Annotated in this window: 22 protein-coding genes and 1 tRNA gene; 12 read left to right on the top strand and 11 right to left on the bottom strand. The window is 69.8% G+C overall.

The annotated features are described in order from the left end of the window. Positions 1–34 precede the first annotated feature (34 nt). Both H5T77_RS09355 and H5T77_RS09350 read left to right on the top strand, forming a co-directional pair. On the top strand, positions 35–733 hold the full coding sequence (locus H5T77_RS09355; protein WP_292648073.1) for a FadR/GntR family transcriptional regulator: 699 nt from the start codon (positions 35–37) through the stop codon (positions 731–733). Further along, complete coding sequence (locus tag H5T77_RS09350) at positions 733–1,494, top strand: sulfite exporter TauE/SafE family protein (protein ID WP_292648071.1); 762 nt, start codon at positions 733–735, stop codon at positions 1,492–1,494. Before H5T77_RS09355 ends, H5T77_RS09350 begins: the two co-directional genes overlap by 1 nt. Before the next feature lie 21 nt (positions 1,495–1,515). On the opposite strand, the gene H5T77_RS09345 is transcribed toward H5T77_RS09350, so the two are convergent. Together H5T77_RS09345 and H5T77_RS09340 are read right to left on the bottom strand one after the other, a co-directional pair. Beyond that, positions 1,516–1,791, bottom strand: coding sequence for a DUF4873 domain-containing protein (locus tag H5T77_RS09345; RefSeq protein WP_292648069.1), 276 nt, complete (start codon positions 1,789–1,791; stop codon positions 1,516–1,518). Further along, entirely contained in the window at positions 1,788–2,468 is a 681-nt protein-coding gene (locus H5T77_RS09340) for a TetR/AcrR family transcriptional regulator (RefSeq protein WP_292648068.1), read from the bottom strand. The genes H5T77_RS09345 and H5T77_RS09340 overlap by 4 nt, the downstream gene beginning before the upstream one ends. 83 nt (positions 2,469–2,551) lie before the next feature. Here H5T77_RS09340 and H5T77_RS09335 point away from each other — a divergent pair, with 83 nt between their 5' ends. Then, entirely contained in the window at positions 2,552–3,439 is an 888-nt protein-coding gene (locus tag H5T77_RS09335; protein ID WP_292648067.1) for an AurF N-oxygenase family protein, read from the top strand. Positions 3,440–3,579: 140 nt separating this feature from the next. Here H5T77_RS09335 and H5T77_RS09330 read toward each other — a convergent pair whose 3' ends face one another. Beyond that, positions 3,580–4,764 (bottom strand): acyl-CoA dehydrogenase family protein, encoded by a 1,185-nt coding sequence (locus H5T77_RS09330; protein ID WP_292648066.1) that lies wholly within the window; start codon positions 4,762–4,764, stop codon positions 3,580–3,582. Between the two features lie 269 nt (positions 4,765–5,033). Between H5T77_RS09330 and H5T77_RS09325 the strand changes: the two genes are divergently transcribed. The 3 genes from H5T77_RS09325 (at position 5,034) to H5T77_RS09315 (ending at position 7,116) form a co-directional block, all read left to right on the top strand. Continuing rightward, complete coding sequence (locus H5T77_RS09325) at positions 5,034–5,702, top strand: YceI family protein (protein WP_292648065.1); 669 nt, start codon at positions 5,034–5,036, stop codon at positions 5,700–5,702. A 24-nt stretch (positions 5,703–5,726) separates the two neighbouring features. Further along, positions 5,727–6,260, top strand: a complete 534-nt coding sequence (locus H5T77_RS09320) for a sigma-70 family RNA polymerase sigma factor (protein ID WP_292648063.1) — start codon at positions 5,727–5,729, stop codon at positions 6,258–6,260. A 76-nt stretch (positions 6,261–6,336) separates the two neighbouring features. After that, positions 6,337–7,116, top strand: a complete 780-nt coding sequence (locus tag H5T77_RS09315; RefSeq protein ID WP_292648061.1) for an anti-sigma factor family protein — start codon at positions 6,337–6,339, stop codon at positions 7,114–7,116. A 14-nt stretch (positions 7,117–7,130) separates the two neighbouring features. On the opposite strand, the gene H5T77_RS09310 is transcribed toward H5T77_RS09315, so the two are convergent. After that, positions 7,131–8,735, bottom strand: a complete 1,605-nt coding sequence (locus H5T77_RS09310; protein ID WP_292648059.1) for a GMC family oxidoreductase — start codon at positions 8,733–8,735, stop codon at positions 7,131–7,133. Positions 8,736–9,101: 366 nt separating this feature from the next. Here H5T77_RS09310 and H5T77_RS09305 point away from each other — a divergent pair, with 366 nt between their 5' ends. Then, positions 9,102–9,662: a hypothetical protein gene (locus H5T77_RS09305; RefSeq protein ID WP_292648058.1), complete on the top strand. Its 561-nt coding sequence runs from the start codon at positions 9,102–9,104 to the stop codon at positions 9,660–9,662. A gap of 89 nt (positions 9,663–9,751) precedes the next feature. On the opposite strand, the gene H5T77_RS09300 is transcribed toward H5T77_RS09305, so the two are convergent. Continuing rightward, positions 9,752–10,714 (bottom strand): tyrosine-type recombinase/integrase, encoded by a 963-nt coding sequence (locus H5T77_RS09300; RefSeq protein WP_292648054.1) that lies wholly within the window; start codon positions 10,712–10,714, stop codon positions 9,752–9,754. Between the two features lie 100 nt (positions 10,715–10,814). On the opposite strand from H5T77_RS09300, the gene H5T77_RS09295 reads away from it, so the two are divergent. From H5T77_RS09295 to H5T77_RS09285, 3 genes are all read left to right on the top strand, one after another. Further along, positions 10,815–11,909 (top strand): coiled-coil domain-containing protein, encoded by a 1,095-nt coding sequence (locus H5T77_RS09295; protein ID WP_292648051.1) that lies wholly within the window; start codon positions 10,815–10,817, stop codon positions 11,907–11,909. Between the two features lie 59 nt (positions 11,910–11,968). Next, a tRNA-Gly gene (locus H5T77_RS09290) sits at positions 11,969–12,044 on the top strand. Between the two features lie 168 nt (positions 12,045–12,212). Then, complete coding sequence (locus H5T77_RS09285) at positions 12,213–13,112, top strand: DnaJ domain-containing protein (protein ID WP_292648048.1); 900 nt, start codon at positions 12,213–12,215, stop codon at positions 13,110–13,112. A 6-nt stretch (positions 13,113–13,118) separates the two neighbouring features. Here the strand turns inward: H5T77_RS09285 and H5T77_RS09280 are convergent, their stop codons facing one another. Continuing rightward, on the bottom strand, positions 13,119–13,679 hold the full coding sequence (locus H5T77_RS09280) for a 2'-5' RNA ligase family protein (protein ID WP_292648046.1): 561 nt from the start codon (positions 13,677–13,679) through the stop codon (positions 13,119–13,121). 66 nt (positions 13,680–13,745) lie between these two features. Between H5T77_RS09280 and H5T77_RS09275 the strand changes: the two genes are divergently transcribed. After that, the gene (locus tag H5T77_RS09275; RefSeq protein WP_292648043.1) at positions 13,746–14,381 is read left to right on the top strand and encodes a class I SAM-dependent methyltransferase; all 636 of its coding nucleotides are present in this window, start codon (positions 13,746–13,748) and stop codon (positions 14,379–14,381) included. Here the strand turns inward: H5T77_RS09275 and H5T77_RS09270 are convergent. The 3 genes from H5T77_RS09270 to H5T77_RS09260 are packed head-to-tail and all read right to left on the bottom strand — an operon-like array spanning position 14,358 to position 17,511. Beyond that, positions 14,358–15,464, bottom strand: coding sequence for a prenyltransferase (locus H5T77_RS09270; protein WP_292648041.1), 1,107 nt, complete (start codon positions 15,462–15,464; stop codon positions 14,358–14,360). The two genes, H5T77_RS09275 and H5T77_RS09270, sit on opposite strands and share 24 nt — an antisense overlap. Before the next feature lie 7 nt (positions 15,465–15,471). Next, positions 15,472–16,239 carry a class I SAM-dependent methyltransferase gene (locus H5T77_RS09265; RefSeq protein WP_292648039.1) on the bottom strand — a complete coding sequence of 256 codons (768 nt, stop codon included), beginning with the start codon at positions 16,237–16,239 and terminating at the stop codon, positions 15,472–15,474. A 3-nt stretch (positions 16,240–16,242) separates the two neighbouring features. Continuing rightward, on the bottom strand, positions 16,243–17,511 hold the full coding sequence (locus tag H5T77_RS09260; protein ID WP_292648037.1) for a glycosyltransferase family 4 protein: 1,269 nt from the start codon (positions 17,509–17,511) through the stop codon (positions 16,243–16,245). A 129-nt stretch (positions 17,512–17,640) separates the two neighbouring features. Between H5T77_RS09260 and H5T77_RS09255 the strand changes: the two genes are divergently transcribed. Next, positions 17,641–18,270 (top strand): DUF1707 SHOCT-like domain-containing protein, encoded by a 630-nt coding sequence (locus H5T77_RS09255; RefSeq protein WP_292648034.1) that lies wholly within the window; start codon positions 17,641–17,643, stop codon positions 18,268–18,270. Here H5T77_RS09255 and H5T77_RS09250 read toward each other — a convergent pair. Further along, positions 18,267–19,808, bottom strand: coding sequence for an ArnT family glycosyltransferase (locus tag H5T77_RS09250; protein ID WP_292648032.1), 1,542 nt, complete (start codon positions 19,806–19,808; stop codon positions 18,267–18,269). The two genes, H5T77_RS09255 and H5T77_RS09250, sit on opposite strands and share 4 nt — an antisense overlap. Before the next feature lie 101 nt (positions 19,809–19,909). Then, the gene (locus H5T77_RS09245) at positions 19,910–21,208 is read right to left on the bottom strand and encodes an MFS transporter (RefSeq protein ID WP_292648029.1); all 1,299 of its coding nucleotides are present in this window, start codon (positions 21,206–21,208) and stop codon (positions 19,910–19,912) included. Positions 21,209–21,213 lie beyond the last annotated feature (5 nt).

Here is a 21,213-nt window from a genome sequence, read left to right as displayed (position 1 = left end):
AGGACAATCGCGAGAACGTCAATACCCTGTAGCCATGAGTGAGTCCGCGCGCTTTCCACGTCCGCTGCAGCGAACCCGCCTCTATGAGCAGGTCGCGGAGCAGATCACCGCCTGGATCTCGGAGAACGACCTGAAGGCCGGCGACCGGCTGCCGCCGGAGAGACAGCTCGCCACCAGCCTCGGCGTCAGTCGCGCGACGCTCAGCCAAGCCCTCGTCGCCCTCGAGGTGATCGGTGTCGTCGCGGTACGGCACGGCGACGGGACGGTGCTGACCGACAAGCCTCGGGCCGAGCGCATCACCGATGCGATCCGGGCGCATGCGGAGCGGATCCCCGACGTCATCGAGGCGCGCGACGCACTGGAGACCAAGCTCGCCGCCTTGGCGGCGCAGCGGCGTACGCAGGAGGATCTCGACCGGATCGAGGCGGCTCTGCGGGCGATGGCCGACGACGTCGACGGCGGCGGTCGCGGCGTACAGGGTGATGAGCTCTTCCATCGGGCGGTCACCGAGGCCGCCCACTCCCCTCTGCTCGAGCAGATGATGTCGGAGATCAGCGAGCTGATCCGCGAGACCCGGATCGAGTCGCTCTCCCAGCCCGACCGCCCCCGGACCTCCCTCGCCGGCCACCAGAGGATCGCCGACGCGATCGCCTCGGGCGACGCCGAAGCCGCCGCGGCCGCGATGCACGGGCACGTCATGCTGGTCAGCGACGTCGCGCTGCTTCGCGACTGATGACAGGGCTTGACCAGCTCGCGGTGCTCGCCGCGGGCTTGGGGGCCGGCATCCTCACCTCCACGGTGGGGGTCGCGTCGCTGCTCAGCTTTCCGGTGTTGGTCGCGGTGGGCCTGCCGCCGGTCGTGGCCAACACCTCCAACACGGTCGGGATGACGCCGGCCGGGCTCAGCGGCTCCTTCGGCTATCGGCGAGAGCTGGCCGAGCATCCGCGCGTGACCGCTGCCGTGCTGCTCACCGCGGGTTGCGGCAGCGTCGCCGGATCATTGCTTCTGCTGTGGTTGCCGGGATCGGTCTTCGAGGCGGTCGTGCCGTGGCTGATCCTCGGCACCTGCGTACTCGTCGGGGTGCAGCCTCGGCTGAGCCGGTTCCTGCGCCAGCACGCCACCGACACCGAGCCGCGGGTGCGGGTCTCCGGGGCCACCGCGGTGTTCGCGACGCTGACCGGCGCCTACGGCGGCTACTTCGGCGCCGGCTCCGGGGTGATGATGATGGCGGTGCTCGGCTTCGGGACCGACCTGGAGTTCCGCACCGTCAACGCGCTCAAGACGTTCGCGGTGATGGCTTCGAACGTGGTCGCGACCGTCATCTTCGTGGCGATCGCCGACCTCGACTGGCTGGCGGTCGGTCTGCTCGCCGCAGGCTCGGTCGTGGGTGGGTACGTCGGGGCGCGCATCGGTCGGCGGCTCCCGGCCACCGCGCTGCGCTCGCTGATCGTCGTCGTCGGGATCAGTGCGGCGACGTTCATGCTGGTGCGCTGATCCGCGGCGGTCCCGGTCGGGTCAGAACGGCGGCCTACCGGTCCCCGAGACCCGGAACCGCCCCCAGGGGTCGATGTCGGAGAGCCGCCCTTCGGCTTCGCCGTGGTCGGTGCGGACGGTGACGGTCTGGCCGTTGCGTACGCCTTCGAGAGCTGTGCCAACCCGGCCGTACCAGTGGAAGCGGCCGTCGATCGGCTGGAAGGCGCCGCGGAGGGCGACGTCGACCTCCCAGGCGCCGTGCTCGGACTCGAGGCGGGCGTGGCCGTCGTAGAGGTGCTGGGGCTCGTGCGTGCTCATGAGCGGCCCTTTCGGAGCGGGGTGACGATCTCGGGTTGGTCCAGGGCGCTCAGGTCGACGCCGTACTCGGCGGTGGTGCCCGCCAGCGCGTGCCAGACGAGCTCGCTGAGATAGCGGGTGAACGCGGCGCGCGACATGGTCCGTCGCTCGAGCCACCACTGCCCCGCGGACTCGCCGATCCCGACGAAGCTGTGCGCCCACGGCTCGGCGCCGGCGGCGTCGAGCCCGAGGCGGCCGAAGGTGTCGACGAGCAGGCGCGTGAAGGTCGCGGCGATGAGCTGCTTGCCGTCGGCGAGCGGGTCGGTGCCGCCGGTGTGCTGGCGCACCAGGAGCAGGTAGACGTTGGGATGCTCGGCGATGGTCTCGACGTACGCAGCGACCCCGGCCTCGACCCGCCGGCGGGTCGGCGCGGGAGCGAGCACGGCCTCGACGACGGCGTCGAGGATCTGCCGCGCCGCCCACATCCCGACCGCGCCGTGCAGCTCGGCCTTGTCGGCGAAGTAGCGGTAGAGCACCGGCTTGCTGACCCCGGCCTCGGTGGCGATGTCCGCGATCGAGACCTCGGCCCCGGCGGAGTCGACAGCACGTACGGCGGCGGCGACCAGCTCCGCCCGTCTCATCTCGCGGTGGGAGTCCCAGCGTGAGGACCGGCCGTCGTCCTTGACCTTCCGTGTCATGTCCTGCACTCTAGCAACTACCCGTAACTCTGGGTAACACGTATTTCGGATGCGCAGCACCGAGCTGCTGAGTGGGGAGAAGAATGACCATCGCCGACCCGACCGCCGACCGCCTCCTGCGTTCCACGGCGCGCCAGTCCTACGACCCGGAGGTCGATCTCGACTGGGAGGCCGCGCCCGTCGAGGGACTGTGGTGGATGCAGCCCGAGCGCGTCTCTCTCTACGGCACCCCGACCTGGGACCGGCTCAGCCCCGAGCAGCAGATCGAGCTCTCCCGGCACGAGGTCGCCAGCATCATGAGCGTCGGCCTGTGGTTCGAGGTGCTGCTGATGCAGCTGCTGCTTCGTGAGGTCTACGGGGCGGATCCGCGCACAGCACGGACCCAGTACGCGTTGACCGAGATCGGCGACGAGACCCGCCACTCGGTGATGTTCGGCCGCGCGATCGCGGCGATGGGCGCACCGGCGTACGGTCCTCGCCCTGCCGTCCTGCGCGTCGGGAAGTTCGCACCGCTGCTGCACGGGCCCAGCGTCTTCTCCGCGACCCTGGTCGGCGAGGAGCCGCTCGACCGGTGGCAGCGTGAGCTGATGAAGGACGAGCGCTGCCAGCCGCTGACCCGGATGGCCTCACGCATCCACGTCACCGAGGAGGCCCGCCACGTCACCTTCGCCCGCGAGGAGCTCGCCGCGGCGATGTCGCAGAAGATCGGGCGTACGCAGCTCCGGCTGCACCAGAACCTCACCGCCCGAGCGGCCTACGTCATGGCCCGCTCGCTGGTCCACCCGGACTGCTACGCGGCCATCGGGCTCGACCCGATGGCGGCCCGCCGCGAGGCGCTCGGCAACGAGCACTACCGCGCCACCCTGGCCTGGATGGGCGAGAAGATGATGCCCTACCTCATCGAGCACGGGATGGTCTCGGAGAAGGACCGCAAGATCTGGCGGGCCTCGTTCCTGGTGCCGCGCGACTGATCGGACTCCTCAGTCCGCGGTGGTGATCGCGATCAACCGCTCGCCACTCCATCTCGCGGAAAGGGTCCTGAGCCCTGAAAGAAAGATTTCTTTCAGGGCTCAGGCCACCTGTGTGAGATGGCTGAAGCGCCTCGCCCGGGTCAGCGGAAGGCGGACTCCCCCGTCAGCGCCTGGCCGATGATGAGCTGGTGGACCTCGCTGGTGCCTTCGTACGTCAGGACCGACTCGAGGTTGTTGGCGTGGCGCATGATCGGGTACTCGAGAGTCACACCGGCGGCCGCGAGAATGGTGCGGCACTCGCGGGCGATCGCGATCGCCTCACGGACGTTGTTGAGCTTGCCGAGCGAGATCTGCTCGGGACGGAGGGCGCCCTCGTCCTTCAGACGTCCCAGCTGCAGCGCGAGGAGCATCGACTTGCCGAGCTCGAGGGTCATGTCGGCGAGCTTGGTCTGGGTGATCTGGTAGCCGGCCAGCGGCTTGTCGTAGATCTCGCGGGAGGCGGCGTACGCGATGGCTGACTCGAGGCAGTCGCGGGCCGCGCCGACGGCGCCGAAGACGATGCCGAACCGGGCCTCGTTGAGGCACGACAGCGGGCCCTTCAAGCCCCTGACCTCGGGGAACGCGGCGGATGCCGGGAGGCGTACCTCGTCCAGGACGATCTCGCCGGTGACCGAGGCGCGCAGCGACAGCTTCTGCTTGATGACCGGCGCGGAGAAGCCAGGAGCGTCGGTGGGGACCACGAAGCCGCGGATCCCCTTGCCGTCGGTCGCCTCGTCGGTCTGGGCCCACACCACCGCGACGTCGGCGACCGGTGCGTTGGTGATCCACATCTTGGTGCCGGACAGGATCCAGTCGCCCGAGGCATCGCGCCGGGCGCGCGTGCGCATCCCGGCCGGGTTGGAGCCGAAGTCGGGCTCGGTCAGCCCGAAGCAGCCGATCGCCTCCCCGGCGGCCATCCGCGGCAGCCACTCCTGCTTCTGCTCCTCGCTCCCCCACCTCCAGATCGCGAACATCGCCAGCGAACCCTGCACGGAGACCAGCGAGCGGATCCCGGAGTCGGCCGCCTCGAGCTCCATGCAGGCCAGCCCGTAGGCAGTCGCGCTGGTGCCGGCGCAGCCGTAGCCCTCCAGGTGCATCCCGAGGACCCCCAGCCTGCCGAGCTCGGGTGCGAGCTCACGGACCGGGACCTCGCCGGCCTCGAACCAGTCGGCGAGGTGAGGCTTGATCTCCTTCTCGACGAAGGTCCTCACCGTGTCGCGGATCGCGCGGTCCTCCTCGGCGATGAGGGCCTCGGTGCCGAACAGTTCGAGCGGGGTCTGGGGCATGGGAGTCTCCTTGGGGGGTCGATCGGGCCGCTGCCGATTGTGTCACCCGGCAACGGAGCCCGCTCGAACCGTTCGCCCCAAGATCAACGTTCCGTACGCTGCCGGTGGCGGAGCTGGGCCAGGTACAGGTTCTCGGGCAGCACCGTCGCGTCCAGGGAATCGGTGACCGAGCCGGGATCGATACCCACCTCGGTTGAACCGTTGACCCCACCGCTCCGTAGTAGGGGTGAGGGCCGGCATCGGGTCGGCTTCCAGCGAGAGGAAACGGCGTGCGGACACGTACGAAAGCAGCAGTCGGGATCGGTGCGGCAGTCGTCGTGGTCGGAGGCGTCGTGGCGATCTTCGGCCCAGGCTGGTACGCGGACCGGGCCGAGGACGCAGCGGACGAGCCCACCCTCAGCGCGTCGGCAGCACCCGCCGACGGCACGGACAGCAGTGGGACGTGGGCGGTCTCCGACGGCTCCTTCGCCGGCTACCGCGTCGACGAGGTGCTCCAGGGCGAGGACGTCACCGTCACCGGTCGCACCGAGGACGTGACCGGACAGGTCACCCTCGCCGAGGGCGAGGTCACCGAGGCGAGCATCGAGGTGAAGGTCGCCACCATCGCCACCGACTCGGAGCGCCGCGACGGCTACTTCCGCGACAACGCGATCCAGGCCGAGGAGTTCCCGACCGCCAGCTTCGAGCTGACCGAGCCCGCCACCCTCGGGGAGGGTGCGACCGAGGTCGAGCTGGTCGGTGACCTCACCGTGCGCGGCGAGACGAGGCCGGTGACCGTGGACGCCGAGGTCGGTGGCGACGGCGCCAGCGCCCTCCAGGTCGTCGGTAGCGTGCCGGTGACCTTCGCGGACTTCGGCATCGAGGCCCCGAACCTCGGCTTCGTGAGCGTCGAGGACACCGGCAGCGTCGAGTTCTCGCTCGAGCTGGTCAAGGGCTGAGCAGGACTCTGGGATCCTGGGTTCGTGCGGGGAGGTGACATGGGCGCGGAGGACGAGCTGCTCGTAGCGGTGCACGACGCCCATTCGGAGGCGCTCTACCGCTACGTCGTGCGCCGCACCGGCGATGCCGAGGAGGCGCGCGACGTGGTGCAGGAGACGCTGCTGCGTGCGTGGCGCAACCCGGACGTGCTGCAACGGCCCGACGAGGGCGTACGTGCCTGGCTGTTCACCACCGCCCGCAACCTGGTCATCGACGAACTGCGCAGCGCACGCCGGAAGAGGGAGTACGCCGCGGAGTCGCCGCCCGAGCAGAGCCGGACCGACCAGGCCCAGGCCGACCAGACCCAGGCCGTGCTCGACTCCTGGATCGTCGCCGACGCGTTGCTCGCGCTCTCCCCCGACCATCGCGCGGTGGTGGTCGGGGCCTACTACGGCGACCGGTCGGTCGCCGAGCTCGCCGGCGAGCTCGACATCCCGGCCGGCACCGTCAAGTCTCGGCTGCACTACGGCCTGCGAGCCCTGCGTCTCGCCCTACAGGAGAAGGGGGTCACCTCATGAGTGAGCGCCAGCGAACGACCATGGGATTCAGGCCGGCACGTCCGTACGATTGCGCTTGCGCTACGGGGGTGGCGGCATGAACGACGACCTGGATGCCTCGGCACACGAGACGTTCGCCGACTGGGACGCCTCCTACGTGCTCGGGGCGCTGAGCCCGAGCGACCGGAGGGCCTACGAACGGCACCTGACCGGCTGTGGCGTGTGCCGCGACGCCGTCGCCGAGCTCGCCGGGATGCCCGGACTGCTCGGGGCGCTCTCGCGCGGGGAGGCAGAGGAGCTGCTCGAGGACTCCACCGCAGAGATCGCGGCGCCGCCGCTGGCAGAACTGGCCGGAGCCGTACGCAGGTCGCGACGGCGTCGCCGGGCGTTCGCCGTCGCGGTCGCCGCCGTGCTCCTCGCCGGCGGCACGGCCATCGGTGGGCTGCTGCTCGACGGCGACGGGACCCGACAGCCGAGCGCCGGCCCGTCCGCCTCGGCCCCCGCGATGCCGTCAGGCGCTCCGGCCGAGAACGTACGCACCGTCGACCTGCGCCCCGTGGGCAGCGTGGACATGTGGGCCCAGCTCGTGTTCACCCCGACCTCATGGGGCACCAAGCTCAACTGGAGCTGCCACTACCCGCCCAAGCCGGGGCAGAGCCCGCCGGCGCGGTCCGACTATCAGGGCGAGCCGGTGACGTACGACCTGGTCCTGGTCGGCCGTGACGGCTCGCGCACCGTCGCCGGGTCGTGGACCTGGTCGGGCGGGGAGACGCTCGGACTGGACGCCTCCTCCGCGATCCCGATCGCCGACGTCGAGCGGGTCGAGATCACCCTCGTCGGCGAGGACGCCGCGGTCGCGGCCGCGTCGCTGACCTGAGTCACGGATGGGTTTCAAAGGGTCCGCTGTGGCGCCCGATCGCTCGCGATGAGCTCAGCGGCGCGCTCGCCGATGAGGATCGACGGTGCGTTGGTGTGGCCGCGCACGATCCTGGGCATGACTGAGGCGTCGGCGACGCGGAGGCCCTCGACGCCGCGTACGCGCAGCCGGGGGTCGACCACGCTGGCCTCGTCCGTGCCCATCCGGCAGGTGCCGGTGGGGTGGTAGAGGGTGTGCGCGTGACGCTCCAGGATCGCGTCGGCGACCTCCTGCGCGGACGAGTCCGTCGGGACGTCGGGGCGCAGGAACTTGCCGAGGATCGGCTTGAGCGCGGGCTGTGAGGCGATCTCCAGGGCCACCCGGATGCCTTCGACCATCGCGGCGCGGTCCCTGCCCTCGGGGTCGGAGAGATAGCGCGGGTCGATGACCGCCTTGGCGGACGGGTCGGTCGAGGCGAGCGTGATCCGGCCGCGGCTGGCCGGGTCGACGAGGATGGGACCGGCGACGACCCCCTCACCTTGGTAGGCGATCAGGCCCTCGTCGAAGAACCCGGCGGGCGCGAAGATCATCTCGATGTCGGGGGCACTCAAGTCCGGGCGCGAGCGGAGGAAGCCGTACGCCTCCCCGACGTTCGAGGTGAGCATCCCGCGCCTGCGCAGCAGGTAGTCGGCCAGCTGACGCGGCGACTCCGCGGTCGCCAGCGACCCGGTCTCGACCTCCCAGCCGATACCGGCGACGAGATGGTCGGCGAGGTTCTCCCCCACCTCCCTCGCGTCATGGACGACGTCGATGCCGAGCTCCTTCAGCTGGGCGGCCGGCCCGATCCCGGAGAGTATCAGCAGCTGCGGGGTGTTGACCGCGCCGCCGGAGAGGATCACCTCCCGTCGGGCGGTGATCCTCGTCTGCTGGCCGTCGACGACCGCCTCGACCCCGGTCGCCCGATTGCCGTCGAAGGTCACCCGGGACACCTGGGCGCCGGTGACCACTCTCAGGTTGGTGCGCTTCGCGGCGGGCTTGAGGTAGGCGGCGGCTGTGCTCCACCGGGCTCCCCTGCGCTGGGTGACCATGGTCTCGACGTACGCCTCGGGGTTGGGGCCGTTGGCCCGCCCGCGTGGGTATCCGGCTTCCTCCGCGGCTTGCAGGAACGACTCGGTGCAGGGGCGCGGGCTTCGCTGCCGCTCGACGCGGACCGGGCCACCGATGCCGTCCAGAGCGGTGGCGTCCTCGACGTCCTCGAGCCGTGCGTACGTCTTCTTGACCGCGTCCCAGCCCCACTCGGGCCCGGCGGCCGCGCCCCATTCCTCGTAGTCGGCCTGGAAGCCCTTGACCCACATCATCGCGTTCATCGAGGAGCAGCCACCGAGCATCCGGCCGCGCGGCCAGTAGATCCGTCGTCCGCCGAGCTCGGGCTGTGGCTCGGTGAAGTAGTCCCAGTCGTGCTCGCTCTGGAAGAGCTTCGAGAAGGCCGCCGGGATGTGGATGTTCATGCCCTTGTCGCGCTGCCCCGCCTCGAGCAGCGTCACCTCGACCCCTGGGTCCTCGCTGAGCCGCGCCGCAAGCACGGCGCCCGCCGATCCGGCCCCCACCACCACGTAGTCGCTGGTCAGTTCCTGGCTCATACCGGATCTCCTTCGTCGACGGTGACGGGACTTGGCGGGGCTACGGTCGCAGAGGTGAGGTTGGTGAAGGGTTGAGTCCGGCGCTCAGGTGAAATGCACGGAGCGAACGACACGCGCAGCGACAGCCTTCAGCTTCTACCCACGTTTGGGGGATCGCACACCGTTGGATGGGTCGATCGTTCAGAACCGGCCAGCATGTGCACGAACGTTCGCCGAGAGCAGGAAGGGCCCGCCTCGGTTCAGAGGGGAAGCACAATGCAGCCAACACCACCTGCTTGGCGGCCGCCTTACGCGCAGCCGTCGATGCCGTCCTCACCTCCTCAGCCGAAGCGCTCAAACCGACTTGGAATCGGCCTCGGGATCGCCGTGGCAGCGCTGCTCGTCGTAGGCGGCGGGGCGACCGTGGCCGGTGTCGTCATCCACGAGCATCAAGAACAGGTTGCGCTGCAGAAGCATCGTTCCGATGTGGAGCGGAAGAAGGCGGAGCAGCAAAGGGCAGAGCAGGCAGAAGCACAGCGGACGTATGACACTGTCGCAGCCGAGATCGAGCCGCTTATGGCCGCACTCACCGAGGTAGACGCTCGTCTGAACGTTGGCCTGAACTATGCCGACTACACGGCGATGATCGGAGACGTTGCCGTGGCATACGCCGGCATGGACGTCGATGTCCTCGTCGAGTTCGGTGGGCTCGAAGTCGGAGCCAAGCTGGAGGATGCTTACAACAAGTACAACAAAGCAGCGCAACTGTGGAATGACAACTTCCTCGACTACACGTCCATCGAAACTCGGATGCAGAATAAGTGGACAGCTGCGCGAGCAGACCTGGACGAGGCAACGGCTTTGCTCGACGAACTGAAGCCCATTGATGAAGACGGCAGCGCAGACCCTCCAGATTCGGGTGCGCCCGAAACGGACGGCAACGCATGACCGGCTTCAACGATCGTCAGCCACTGCCCCTGCGCAGGCGACACCTCCCGGACTTGCTCGCGCCGTCACCCACACGTGCGGACTAGTTCTCATTCAGCCAGAAAGGCACCCAGGGCGTACGCGGGATGGCGGTCCAGGTTGTGGCGGCCGCGGTCGTAGCGACGGGTGGTGCGGGGGTCGGCGTGACCGGCGGCGTCCTGGACGTCCTCGAGAGGTACGCCGGCCTCGCGGGCCAGGGTGACGAAGGTGTGGCGGAGGCTGTGCGGAGAGAGCTTATCGCCGTGCTCGATGCCGGCGGCGGCACCGAGCCGGCGGATGAGACGGAACGCCTCGGAGCGGTGCCAGCGGTTGCCGGTGCTCGTGACGAAGACCGGGCCATCGGCTCGGGTGTCGAGGTAGGTGTCGAGCGCCTGCGAGGTCGCCGGGTTGAGGACGACGTCGCGGCGGGCACCGCCCTTGCGGGTGATGGTCAGGATGCGGTGGCCGCGGGAGTGGCTGAGATCGGTCACGTCGGCACCGAGCGCCTCGGAGATGCGCAGGCCATCGTGGAGCAGAAGGGTTACGAGTGCCGCGGCACGGCTGGAATGCTCGCGTGCGGCGGTGAGGAATGACCGCGCCTCTCCCCTGTCCATGCCCAGCGTCTGGGAGTCGTTGCTGGTCTTGGGGCGCTTGATGTGCTCGGCCGGTGATGTGGCCAGAACACCCTCGGCCACGCCGTACCGATAGAAGCCGGCGATCGCGGAGAGCCGCCGGGCGATCGTCGCCGGGCTGCGTCGCGTCTCCAGGTGGCGGGCATAGCCGTCGACCATCGCACGACTTGCGGCGAGCGGGTCGATCTCCAACGCCGAGCACCAGCCGAACCAGTCAGCCAGGTCTCTTCCGTACGCCGCGCGGGTGTGCCCTGCGTAGGAGAGCAGGAACCTGCGGGCGAGGGCCTCGGCACGTTTTTCCGGGGGCATCTCCGCGAGGTCTTCGAGGAACAGCTCTCTGACGGATTCCGTCACCGCCAGGTCTGTGGAGGGGGTTTGCGGGTTGTTCTCGAGCGTGCTCACGACACACATCATAATGCCAGTTATGTTGGGTGTCTTCTCGGGATCTCATTCCGCCGCTTTTTCGTTTTCGTTTCGTCTTTCGTCACGCTATGCTGACGTAATGACGGAAACGATCGTTGTCGACGAGAAGCGCTGTCGCTTCCCCGGCTGTCCCCTGCCCGCGGCGGCCTCGGAGAACGGGAGCGGCCGGCCCCCGGAGTACTGCGACGATCCCGCCCACAATCGCGCCGCAGCCTGGCGGGAGCGGAAACGCCTGCAGCGGCTCGTCGCCGAACGGCCGCCCGAGGAGACCGCACGGCCCGTCCAGGCCGCCCAGCAGCGGGCCGCGGAGATCACCACCCAGCTGACCCAGCTCGCCGACAGGTTCCTCGACCAGCTCCCGAGGGCGTTGGAGGAGCTGCGCACCCTCGGCGACCTGACCGCCGCCGAGGCCCAGATCGCCACCGTCCAGAGCGAGGCGCAGGAGCAGATCGCCGCGGCGAGCGCTCGCGCGGTGCGAGCCGAGCAGGCCCAGCGTGCGGCCGAGGCGGAGCGTGACGAGGCGGATGCCGCCGCGGCGGAGGCTTCGGAGGAGGCCGAACGCTCGGCCGAGATCCTGAGAGAGGCGCTGGCCGCCACGGCCGCGGCCGAGGAGTCGCGCCAGACCGCGCAGGCTGCGCTCGAGACAGCCGAGTCCGAGGCGGCGTCCGCGGCCGAGCGGGCCGCCGAGACGATCGCCGCGATGGAGAGCCGGCTCGCAGAAGTGTCTTCCGAGCGGACACTCCTGACCGAGAACCTCGAGAAGGCACGCACCGAGCACGCCGCAGCCGTGCAGCGCCGACGGAGCGAGACCGCGCGCGCCGACCAGGCTGAGAAGGAGATGGCGCGGCTGCAGGAGCAGCTGGTCGCGGAGAAGAAGGCCGCCGAGAAGGCGGCGGCCAGCGCGGAGGCGACGAGTGCAGGGCTGCGTACGCAGCTCGACACCGCGGTCGAGCAGATCGACGCGCTTCGGGACCGGCTGGCCGACCTCCGCGGGAGCGAGGCCGCGGCGAAGGCGGACCGCGATGCCACCCGGGCCGAGCTCGAGCGCGAGCGCGCCCACGCGAGCGAGCGGCTCGAGGATCTGAAGGCAGCGCACCGAGCCCAGGTCGCGCAGCTGATGGAGCAGATCGAGCGACGTACGCCGTCGACCGATGTTCCGGAGGAGGCTTCGTGACACGCAGGGGCCCCAGTTGGAGGTACGCGGGCCACATCCGCTAATGTTTCTTCTCGCAAGCGGACGTAGCTCAGTTGGTAGAGCGCAACCTTGCCAAGGTTGAGGTCGCGAGTTCGAGCCTCGTCGTCCGCTCCACTGCGAGGGCCGCCCGATCGGGCGGCCCTCGATCAATTTCCCGTGGCGAAACCAGCATCTCGCCGCGACTGCTCTAGGATTTCACTGCTCTGGGATTCTTGGGCACCGGGTGCGGACGAGCCCGGGGGCGAGGCCGACAACCGAAGGACTGTGCGTGGGGGGCGTTGAATGAGCGGCAAGTTCATCGACGCCTACGCCGTCCTCCAGGTCACCCCGGACGCAGACGACGCGGCTGTGCGAGCCCGTCACCGAGAGCTCGCCAAGCAGTTCCACCCCGACCGTGGCGGCCGTGCCGCTGACGGCGAGCTGATGATGCGCATCAACCGGGCGCGCGACGTTCTGCTCGATCCGACCGCGAGGGCGACTCTCGACGAGGAGCTCGCCCGGCGCCGGCGCAAGGCCACTCCCCCGGAGACCGGCGGGAAGGCACCCGAGGGCGCCCCCAGCACGACGCCCCTCAGCCGCGACCGGCGTTGGCGAGCCCAGTGGGGCAGCGACACTCCTGTCGCAACACCGCCGCCCGGCCGCACGTCCACGGGTTCCGTTCAACCGCCGCCTGCTCGCGTGCGGCCCTCGGCCAGCCGGCTGCGTCCGACCACCCGTCAGGCGCGCTCGGCGAACCCGGTGCTCGCCCCTCGTCAGCAGCCTGACGCACCGAAGCGACCTCGGGCGGCGACGGAACCGCCTCGCCCCCACCAGGCCGGTCCGCCGGCCGGGAACGCAGAGGGTGTGCCGCCCCAGCCGGTAGCTCCGCAGCCGGCGGCCGCGCAGCCAGCGGCCCCGCAGCAGGCGAGCCCACCCCCCGCGGCGCAGGCGGCCGAGAAGTCCGGAAACGCCTGGTCGCTCTACTCCGCGCCGCTCGACGGCGTCTCGGTCGCATCACTGCTCGCCAGCGTGCTGCTGTGCGGCCCGCTCGGTTTCATCCTCGGCATCATCGGCCTGGCCCGCACCGCCGACGAGAAGCGTCGCGGTCGCTGGGCCGCGGTCGCGGGCATCGCCATCAGCAGCCTCACGATGCTGCTCGCCATCGGCTATGTGATGCAGGCGATGTCCGCGTCTTCTCCCTGACGCGGCTCACCTCACCGCTCGATCGGGCAACAGCGCTCCGCCCAGTGACCACTCGGCGATCAGCCTGCAGTCGTGGTTGGCGTACCACTGCAGGCTGATCCGGTCTGCACGGCACCGTGCGGGCAGCGCGGAGGCGAGCGACGTACGTGTCGAGTCGAGGTCCGCTCCCCCGGCGACGTGGTCGACGGTCAGGTGCGGCACCGGCTCGAAACGCCCTTCATAGGGCGGGCACTGCGGGAACGCAGCGCTCAGCTCGGCGGTGAGGGCCGCGAACGGCGCGGCCGGCTCGGGAGCCAGATGGATGTTGCCGCCAGCGGACATCTCGACCGTGGCGAGCTCATAGCGCCAGGGCGAGGCCGCCTCCGCGATCTTCGCGATCCGCTCCAGATCGCTTGCCGACGGCTCCGCCAGGAAGGGCGCCAGCAGGGTGATGTGGGCGTGGACGAACGCGGGATCGGCCGAGACGAACGAGTCGTCGTAGTGTCGCGTCCGCTCCAGGACGTACGCCTCCATCTCCGGCACCGGCACGACCAGCACCGAGTGCCCCGTCGGTGCGCGTCTCGTCATGGGGTGGATTCTCATCGATGGCAGACCCCGGGCGCGAACCGGCCTCGGCTGGGCTAGGGTTCCGGGGTGCCCGGACCCGAGATGCCCCCTGATCTGCTGAAGCACGCCCTCGACGCGACGGGGTTCATGCCTCCCGAGGAGGGCCAGGCACTGTTCGCGTACGCCGTGGAGCGGCTGCCCCACGGGCCGGCGGTCGAGATCGGCACCTACTGCGGGAAGTCGTCGGTCTATCTGGGTGCGGCGGCGAAGCTGACCGGAGGCACGGTCTTCACCGTCGACCACCACCACGGCAGCGAGGAGAACCAGGCGGGCTGGGAACACCACGACACGGGCCTGGTCGACCCGGCCACCGGGCGGCTGGACACGCTGCCGACCTTCCGGCGCACCATCGAGCAGGCCGGTCTCGAGGACGAGGTGGTCGCGGTGATCGGGGCTTCGACGACGGTGAGCCGGTGGTGGACTACCCCGGTCTCGTTCCTCTTCATCGACGGCGGCCACGGTGTCGAGCCCGCGCAGCTGGACTACCGCGGCTGGGCACCGAAGGTGATGCCCGGTGGCCTGCTGCTGGTCCACGACGTGTTCCCGGACCCCGCCGACGGCGGCCGGCCCCCGTACGAGGAGATCTACCTCCCCGCGCTCGCCTCCAAGCAGTTCGAGGAGATCGACGCGGTCGGGTCGCTACGCGTGCTGCGACGCCTCTGACATCTCGCACCCACACTCGAGCGCCAGCTCCTCGAAGGGCGCGGCGAGGGAGGTGCCGCGCATGATCCCGGAGCCGGCGGTGGCCCCGCCGTAGCGCTCCCCCAGCGCGTCCGCGGCCAGGATGACGGCCGCGGCGGTGAAGGTGGAGTGCTCCTCCGGCCAGAACGCGTTCGGGTTCGGGTTGGGGTATTCGGGCGACTCGTAGACCCAGCCGGTCCAGTAGCCGCCGTCGGCGGCGCGCATGTGCTGCATCTCCGTCAGCAGGCGGAGGGCGCGGCGGTGATCGCCGATGTTGTCCAGCGCCATCGCCAGCTCGCACGTCTCCGCGCCGGTGACCCACGGGTTGGTGTCGACGCAGAGGGTGCCGAGGCCGGGGCGTACGAAGTGGTCCCAGCGCGACTCGATCAGGTCATACCCGGCGTCGCCGGCCACGGCCCCACCGAGGACCGGGTAGTACCAGTCCATGGAGTGGTGCGACTTGTCCTCGAACGAGTCGCGGTGACGGCGCAGCGCGTGACCGAGCCGGCCGCCGACGATTTCCCACTCCGGCTGCGGGTCGTCCATCAGGTCGGCGAGAGCGACGCCGGCACGCAGCGACTGGTAGATCGAGGACGAGCCGGTGAGCAGGGCGAACGGGTCCCGCGGTGTCCAGGCGATCCCTCCGAAGGGCAGCTGCAGCCCGACGACGAAGTCGAGGCCAGCGCGTACGGAGGGCCACAGCCGCTCCACGAACGCCCGGTCACGCCGGATCAGCCAGTGGTGCCAGAGCCCGACCGCGAAGTAGGCCGACATGTTCGACTCGCCGACCGTCTCGATCGCCGAGCCGTCGACGATCTTCATCGGCCACGAGCCGTCGGCGTTCTGCAGAGACGGAATCCAGTCGTACGCAGCCTCGGCCTCGTCCACCAGGCCACCGACGAGCAGGCCCATGGCCGCCTCGACATGGTTCCAGATGTCGGTGTGCTGGCCGGGCACCCACGGGATCGCGCCCGACGGCTCCTGGGCGCGGGCGATCGACTCCGCCGTGGCGACGATCTGGGCAGGGGTCAGCACCCCGTCGACGTACGGGATCTCGAGGCTCATCCGAGGATCAATCGGTCGTGGTGGGGTCGGAGGCGACGCGGCCCGGCTTGCGGAAGTAGAGGACCATGCTCTTCCCGATCACCGGGTCGAGGACCTTCCCGGCCAGTCGCAGCGGCAGCGGATTCTTCATGATCTCCCAGACGAGGATCTGGTGATAGGCCTTGACCAGGACGTTCTTGTCGTTCTCGACGCCGACGGCCGACTTCAGCCACCAGTAGGGCGCGTGCAGGCCGTGGGCGTAGGACTTGCCCTCGAAGATCATCGCCTCGCCGGGGGTGCCGTCGTTGGGGCGACCGGCCTTGGTGACCTTGTCGATGAGCTCGTGGTCGGTGTAGATGCGGATGTGGCCGCCGGTGGTGTTGTGGTACTCCTCGGAGAGCTTCCAGTTGACGACCTCGGGCAGCCAGCGCGGGACCGAGATGGCGAGGGTGCCACCGGGGCGGAGCACCCGGACGAGCTCCTTGATCGCGTCGACGTCATGGTGGATGTGCTCGAGCACCTCGGCTGCGACGATCCGGTCGAACTCACCGTCGGCGAACGGCAGCGAGAGCGCGTCGCCCTCCTTGACCTCCGCGTTCGCGCCTTCGGGGACTTCCTCACGCATCGCGAAGAACCAGTCGCTGACCTGCGCGAGCTCGTCGGCGTCCTGGTCGAACGCGATCACGTCGGCGCCGCGGCGGTACATCTCGAAGGCGTGGCGGCCACCACCGGCGCCCATGTCGAGCACGCGCTCTCCGGGCTGCAGGCCAAGGCGGTCGAAGTCAACGGTGAGCACGGCTCACTTCCTTTCGCTGATGGTGCTGGTGGAACCAAACTCGTCGATGGCCTGCTGGTAGAGCGCCGTCATCCGTTCGGCGACGGCGTGCCAGGAGAAGTGCTCCTCGACCCGGGCACGCCCGGCGGCCGAGTAGCGAGCCCGTCGCTCGGGGTCGTCTAGCAGCGCCGCGATGGCATGCTCGAGCTCCCCGGTGTCCCCCGGGGTGACCTGGGCGGCACACAGGTCGTCGGGGCCGACGACCTCGGGGATCGCGCCGGCGCGGGAGACGACGAGCGGGGTGCCGCACGCCATCAGCTCGGCGGTGGGCAGCGAGAATCCCTCGTAGAGCGAAGGCACGCAGGCGAGCTCCGCGGAGCCCATGAGCTCGACGAGCTCGGCGTCGGAGATCCCGTTGACGAAACGTACGTGGTCCTCGATCGCGAGCTTCTCGATGAGCCGCTCGGTGGGACCGCCCTTCTTGGGCTTGGAGACCAGGACCAGCTCCAGGTCACGTTCGGTACGCAGCTTGGCGAATGCCTCGAGCAGGAACGCGATGCCCTTCAACGGGGCGTCGGCGCTGGCCATCGCCAGGATCCGCCCCGGGACGCGGGGTGCGGTGGGCGGGACGAACTCCTCCGGAACACCCAGGTGCACGGTCTGCACCCGGTCCGAGGGGACACCGAAGTCGGTGAGGATGTCGCGCTTGGAGTTGTCCGACGGCGTGATGACGTTCCGCAGCTGCGCGGCGACCTTAGCCTGCATCTTCACGAACGAGTACCAGCGCCAGACGCCGAACTTCTTCCGCCAGCCCTGCGCGCTCTTCATCTCGATGCGCGCATCGAAGGAGATCGGGTGGTGGATCGTGGTCACCAGCGGCAGTCCGAGCTCGGGCTCGATCCGCAACAGCGGCGTGGCCAGCGTCTGGTTGTCGTGGACGATGTCGAAGTCGCCCTCGCGCTCGGCCAGCACCTTGAGGACGCGCTTGGCGAAGGTCAGCGGCTCGGGGAAGGCGCCGGTGCGCATGCGCGCCCACTCCTCGACGTCGATCCGGTCACGGATCTCGGAGAGCTTCGGGTTGCCGAACGGGTTCGGCTCCTCGTAGAGGCCCAGGCTCGGCACCTTGGTGAGGGTGACCCCCTCCCCCTCGAGGTCGAGATCGGGATATGGCTGTCCGGAGAACACCTCGACCGAATGACCGAGCTTGGCCAGCTCCCGACTCAGATGGCGGATATAGACGCCTTGACCGCCGACGTGCGGCTTGCTGCGATACGACAGCAGAGCGATCCGCATCCGCCACCTCCCTCGAAACTAGGCAGAGCAAAACTAGAACGTGTTCTATACTAGCAGGTAGCCTGCGCCAGTCACTCTAATGCAGCCTCTTCAGCACACCGTGTCCGGCTTGGCGTCTAGGCTGGTGATGTGGAGGGTTTCTGGACGCGGTTCCGTCTCGATCCGAGACTGGCCGACAACGCACGCATGCGCGCCTCCGATGCCGATCGCGAGGTTGTTCGCACCGTTCTCACCGACGCCTTCGCCGACGGACGGCTGACCCGCGAGGAGCACGAGGAGCGGGTCAGCAGCCTCCTGGAGACCCGTACGCTCGGAGAGCTTCCCGGGCTCGTGGACGACCTCGTGGTGATCGAGCCCGTCGCCGAGGAGACCGGGGCGAACCTGCCGGCGACGCGCGACTTCCGCGAACAGGGTGCGGCTGCCTACCGCAAGGAGGTGCAGGAGGCGGTCGCCACCTTCCTGATGGTCAGCCTCATCACCTGGGGCATCTGGCTGTTCACCTCCGCTCCCGACGGACATCCCTGGCCGATCTACCCGATGCTCTTCCTGATCGTGAACCTGGTCGGCACCGGCGTACGCCGCGAGGCGATCGTCCAGCGCGAGGTGCAGCGCCTCGAGAAGAAGGCCGCCAAGAAGGCGGCGAAGAAGGCGGCAAAGGCCGAGATCGAGGCCGCCCCCGAGAGCTCAGCCCCGATCCTCGAGCAGCCGGCCGACCAGACCGAGAAGTCCGAGAAGGACCGGCCTGCCGATCCCTCCTAGGCGACCGGTTGCGGATGGCTCACCGAGACCCGCCGGCCCTCTGCAAGTCCGTCCGCTCGCAACCGGCGGCGCAGCTGCGTGGTGACGTACGCGGCGACGGCGAACATCACCACGTCGGCGGCGATCAGGGCCATGAGCCAGGAGGCGTCCGCGGGCCCGTCGATCCGTTGCTGGATGTGGAGGTGGGCGACGGTCGCCGAGACGATGAACCCCACGCTGGCGTAGAGGGTGATCCGCAGGTCGACGCGCTCCTCATCGACGCCTCTCACCCAGCGCCGGCCGAGGCGCAGGATGGCCAGCGAGGTCAGCGTCGCGATCACCGGCAGGAACGGCACCGCGTAGCGGGCGTGGATCCAGCCGCCGCCGGCGTGGAAGGAGGCCACGTTGACGAGGATGATCACGCAGTAGATCCCCATCAGCACCCGCACGGCCAGCTCCAGCCGACGCTGCAGGAGAGTCGGCTCCGGGCCGGGGATCACCACCTGGCGCATCACCCCGCTCGGCCGCGGTCGGACCTTGGCGTTGGCGTCGAGCACCAGGCCGGTGACGGTGATGACGAGCGTCGCCGCGGCGGCCAGGGCCCAGACCTTCGGGATCACGTCGTCGGCCCACAGCGAGCCGTAGAGGTGCAGATAGAGCTGGGGGTTGACCAGCTGGAAGAGGGTGTCGCCGTGGGTCTGACGGGAGAACTTGTCGAAGAGCGCCGCGGAGGCCGTCGGGTCGCCGTAGAGCACGATGTTGCGGACGTAGAACCAGCCGATCACGACCACCGGCGCCAGCCCGATCCGGACGGCGAGGAGGACACCCCGGCGGAACGTACGCAGCGTCGGGTCGCGCAGCCACAGCGCCGCCAGCACACAGGCACCCAGCACCAGCACCGCGACCAGGCCGGTCGAGCGGAAGGAGGCGGCTGCGACGCCGGCGACCGTCGCCCAGAGCAGCCGATCCCGGGTGACGCCCTCGCGGACCATCCGGAAGCCGAGCAGCAGGGCCGTGGAGGCGGCGACCGTGCCCCAGCCGTCGTTGTAGATCGCGCCGCCGTCATAGGTCACCGCACCGCAGCCGAGCACCGTCGCGGCGGCGAGCACCGGGACCACCCGGCGTCTGGGCACCAGCTCACGTGCCAGCAGTCCGACCAGGATGATGCTCAGTGCGTAGCCGAGCGCATTGAGCAGCCTCATCCCGAGGAGCGTCACCCCGACATCGCCGACGGCGTCGCCGAGCCAGACCAGCGGCAGGCTCATCACGTAGAACAGCGGCGGATGGTTGGCGACCCAGATGTCGCGGCGGGGCTCGTCGAGCCCGAAGAGCGCCTCGGCGAACTGCGGGTAGCGCACCGGGTCGGCCGGGGTGTTGGTGTCGATGGTCGGGAGGACGCCCTGGGACAGCACGATGGCGTACGCCGCGTGCTGCTTCTCGTCGGCCTTGAGCAGCGGCGGCATCCCGATCGCGTACTGCGCGCTCATCGCGAAGCCGAGCACCCCCAGCAGGAGCAGGCATACGGTCACCTGGGAGAGCGATCGCGTGGGCGTAGGCACCTCGACAAGGTAGTGGCCGCGGGTGCCGTTCAGCCGCCGTGGCGGTTTGCCGTCAGGTGACGAGTCGGCGAAGACTCGCCGTCCTCGTGCCGGACGCCGCCTCAGTCGGCGACCATCGAGGAGCCCGAGGCGACCTGCTCGCGGGTCGTACGCCGCCGCACATCGCGCCGGTGACGCCAGATCTGCACCACCCCGAGACCCCAGAACAGGTATTGCACCGACATCGCCCAGCGGAACGCCTCGGGCGTGTAGGCGGTCGAGGCTCCGGGCGTACGCCAGTCGAGGATCCAGCCGACCAGCACGATCACGAGCAACGCGGCGACGAAACCGCCCTGGTTGATGATCCCGCTGGCGCTGGCCATCCGCGCCGGCGGGTTGCTGGTTCGGCCGACGTCGAAGCCGATCATCGAAGCCGGCCCACCGGCGCCGACGACGCACATCAGGAGAAGCAGGATCGGCAGCGGAGCCTCCCCTGGCCAAGCGAGCACGAGCGCCCAGACCGACGCCATCGCGGCGATCATCGTCAGCGCCACCGTCGAGCGGTGCCAGGGGTGGCGCCCGGCGAGAACGCCTATCACCGGGCCCGCGGCGAGTGCCGCCACGACGGCGACCGAGAGCAGCGAGCCGGCGACTGTGTCGGAGAGACCCTCCGAGGTGACCAGGAACGGGAAACCCCACAGCAGGCCCATCAGGTGGGAGCTGAACGGGGTGGAGAAGTGGATCCAGAAGCCGAGGCGCGTGCCCGGCTGGTACCAGGACGCTCTGAGGCTGCGGACGAGCTCGCGTGGGGTGAGCGACGTGCCGCGGCGGTGCCGGTCGCCGGGGCCGTCGTGGACGAAGACGAGCAGCAGCACGAGCAGCACCGGGCCGATCAGCGCTGCGGTCAGGTAGGCCCGGGTCCAGCCCAGCTGGCCGAGCGCCCAGGTCATCGGGACGGCGGCCGCGATCGCACCGAGCTGTCCGACCGTGCCGGTCAGCTGGCTGACCAGCGGCACCCGCCGAAGCGGGAACCACGACGGCACCAGACGCAGCACGCAGATGAACGTCATCGCGTCGCCCATCCCCACGAACGTACGCGCCAGCAGTGCGAGCGGGTAGGAGTCGGCGAAGGCGAACCCGGCCTGCGCCAACGCCAGGATCAGCGCGCCGGCGGTCAGGATCGTACGAGAGCCGAACCGGTCCACCAGCAGCCCGACCGGCACCTGCATCGCCGCGTAGACGAGCAGCTGCAGCATGACGAACGTAGCCAGCTGACTCGCGCTGATCCCGAATCGCTCGGTGGCCACCAGACCGGCGACCGCGAGACTGCTGCGGTGGAAGACCGCCAAGCCGTAGACCGCGAGGGCGATGCCCCAGACGACCCAGGCTCGTGTCGAGGGCTCGGGACCATGCGGATTCACATAGA

The sequence above is a fragment of the Nocardioides sp. genome (assembly GCF_014360585.1).
Taxonomy (GTDB): Bacteria; Actinomycetota; Actinomycetes; order Propionibacteriales; family Nocardioidaceae; genus Nocardioides.
Note: the sequence above shows the minus strand (reverse complement) of the source record. Positions and strands in the feature narration are given on the sequence as shown.

Bases quoted from the DNA above. Each gene is read 5' to 3' on its own strand.
- H5T77_RS09355 (WP_292648073.1), top strand. From the start codon at position 35: ATGAGTGAGTCCGCGCGCTTTCCACGTCCGCTGCAGCGAACCCGCCTC.
- H5T77_RS09350 (WP_292648071.1), top strand. From the start codon at position 733: ATGACAGGGCTTGACCAGCTCGCGGTGCTCGCCGCGGGCTTGGGGGCC.
- H5T77_RS09345 (WP_292648069.1), bottom strand. From the start codon at position 1,791: ATGAGCACGCACGAGCCCCAGCACCTCTACGACGGCCACGCCCGCCTC.
- H5T77_RS09340 (WP_292648068.1), bottom strand. From the start codon at position 2,468: ATGACACGGAAGGTCAAGGACGACGGCCGGTCCTCACGCTGGGACTCC.
- H5T77_RS09335 (WP_292648067.1), top strand. From the start codon at position 2,552: ATGACCATCGCCGACCCGACCGCCGACCGCCTCCTGCGTTCCACGGCG.
- H5T77_RS09330 (WP_292648066.1), bottom strand. From the start codon at position 4,764: ATGCCCCAGACCCCGCTCGAACTGTTCGGCACCGAGGCCCTCATCGCC.
- H5T77_RS09315 (WP_292648061.1), top strand. From the start codon at position 6,337: ATGAACGACGACCTGGATGCCTCGGCACACGAGACGTTCGCCGACTGG.
- H5T77_RS09310 (WP_292648059.1), bottom strand. From the start codon at position 8,735: ATGAGCCAGGAACTGACCAGCGACTACGTGGTGGTGGGGGCCGGATCG.
- H5T77_RS09295 (WP_292648051.1), top strand. From the start codon at position 10,815: ATGACGGAAACGATCGTTGTCGACGAGAAGCGCTGTCGCTTCCCCGGC.
- H5T77_RS09285 (WP_292648048.1), top strand. From the start codon at position 12,213: ATGAGCGGCAAGTTCATCGACGCCTACGCCGTCCTCCAGGTCACCCCG.
- H5T77_RS09280 (WP_292648046.1), bottom strand. From the start codon at position 13,679: ATGACGAGACGCGCACCGACGGGGCACTCGGTGCTGGTCGTGCCGGTG.
- H5T77_RS09270 (WP_292648041.1), bottom strand. From the start codon at position 15,464: ATGAGCCTCGAGATCCCGTACGTCGACGGGGTGCTGACCCCTGCCCAG.
- H5T77_RS09260 (WP_292648037.1), bottom strand. From the start codon at position 17,511: ATGCGGATCGCTCTGCTGTCGTATCGCAGCAAGCCGCACGTCGGCGGT.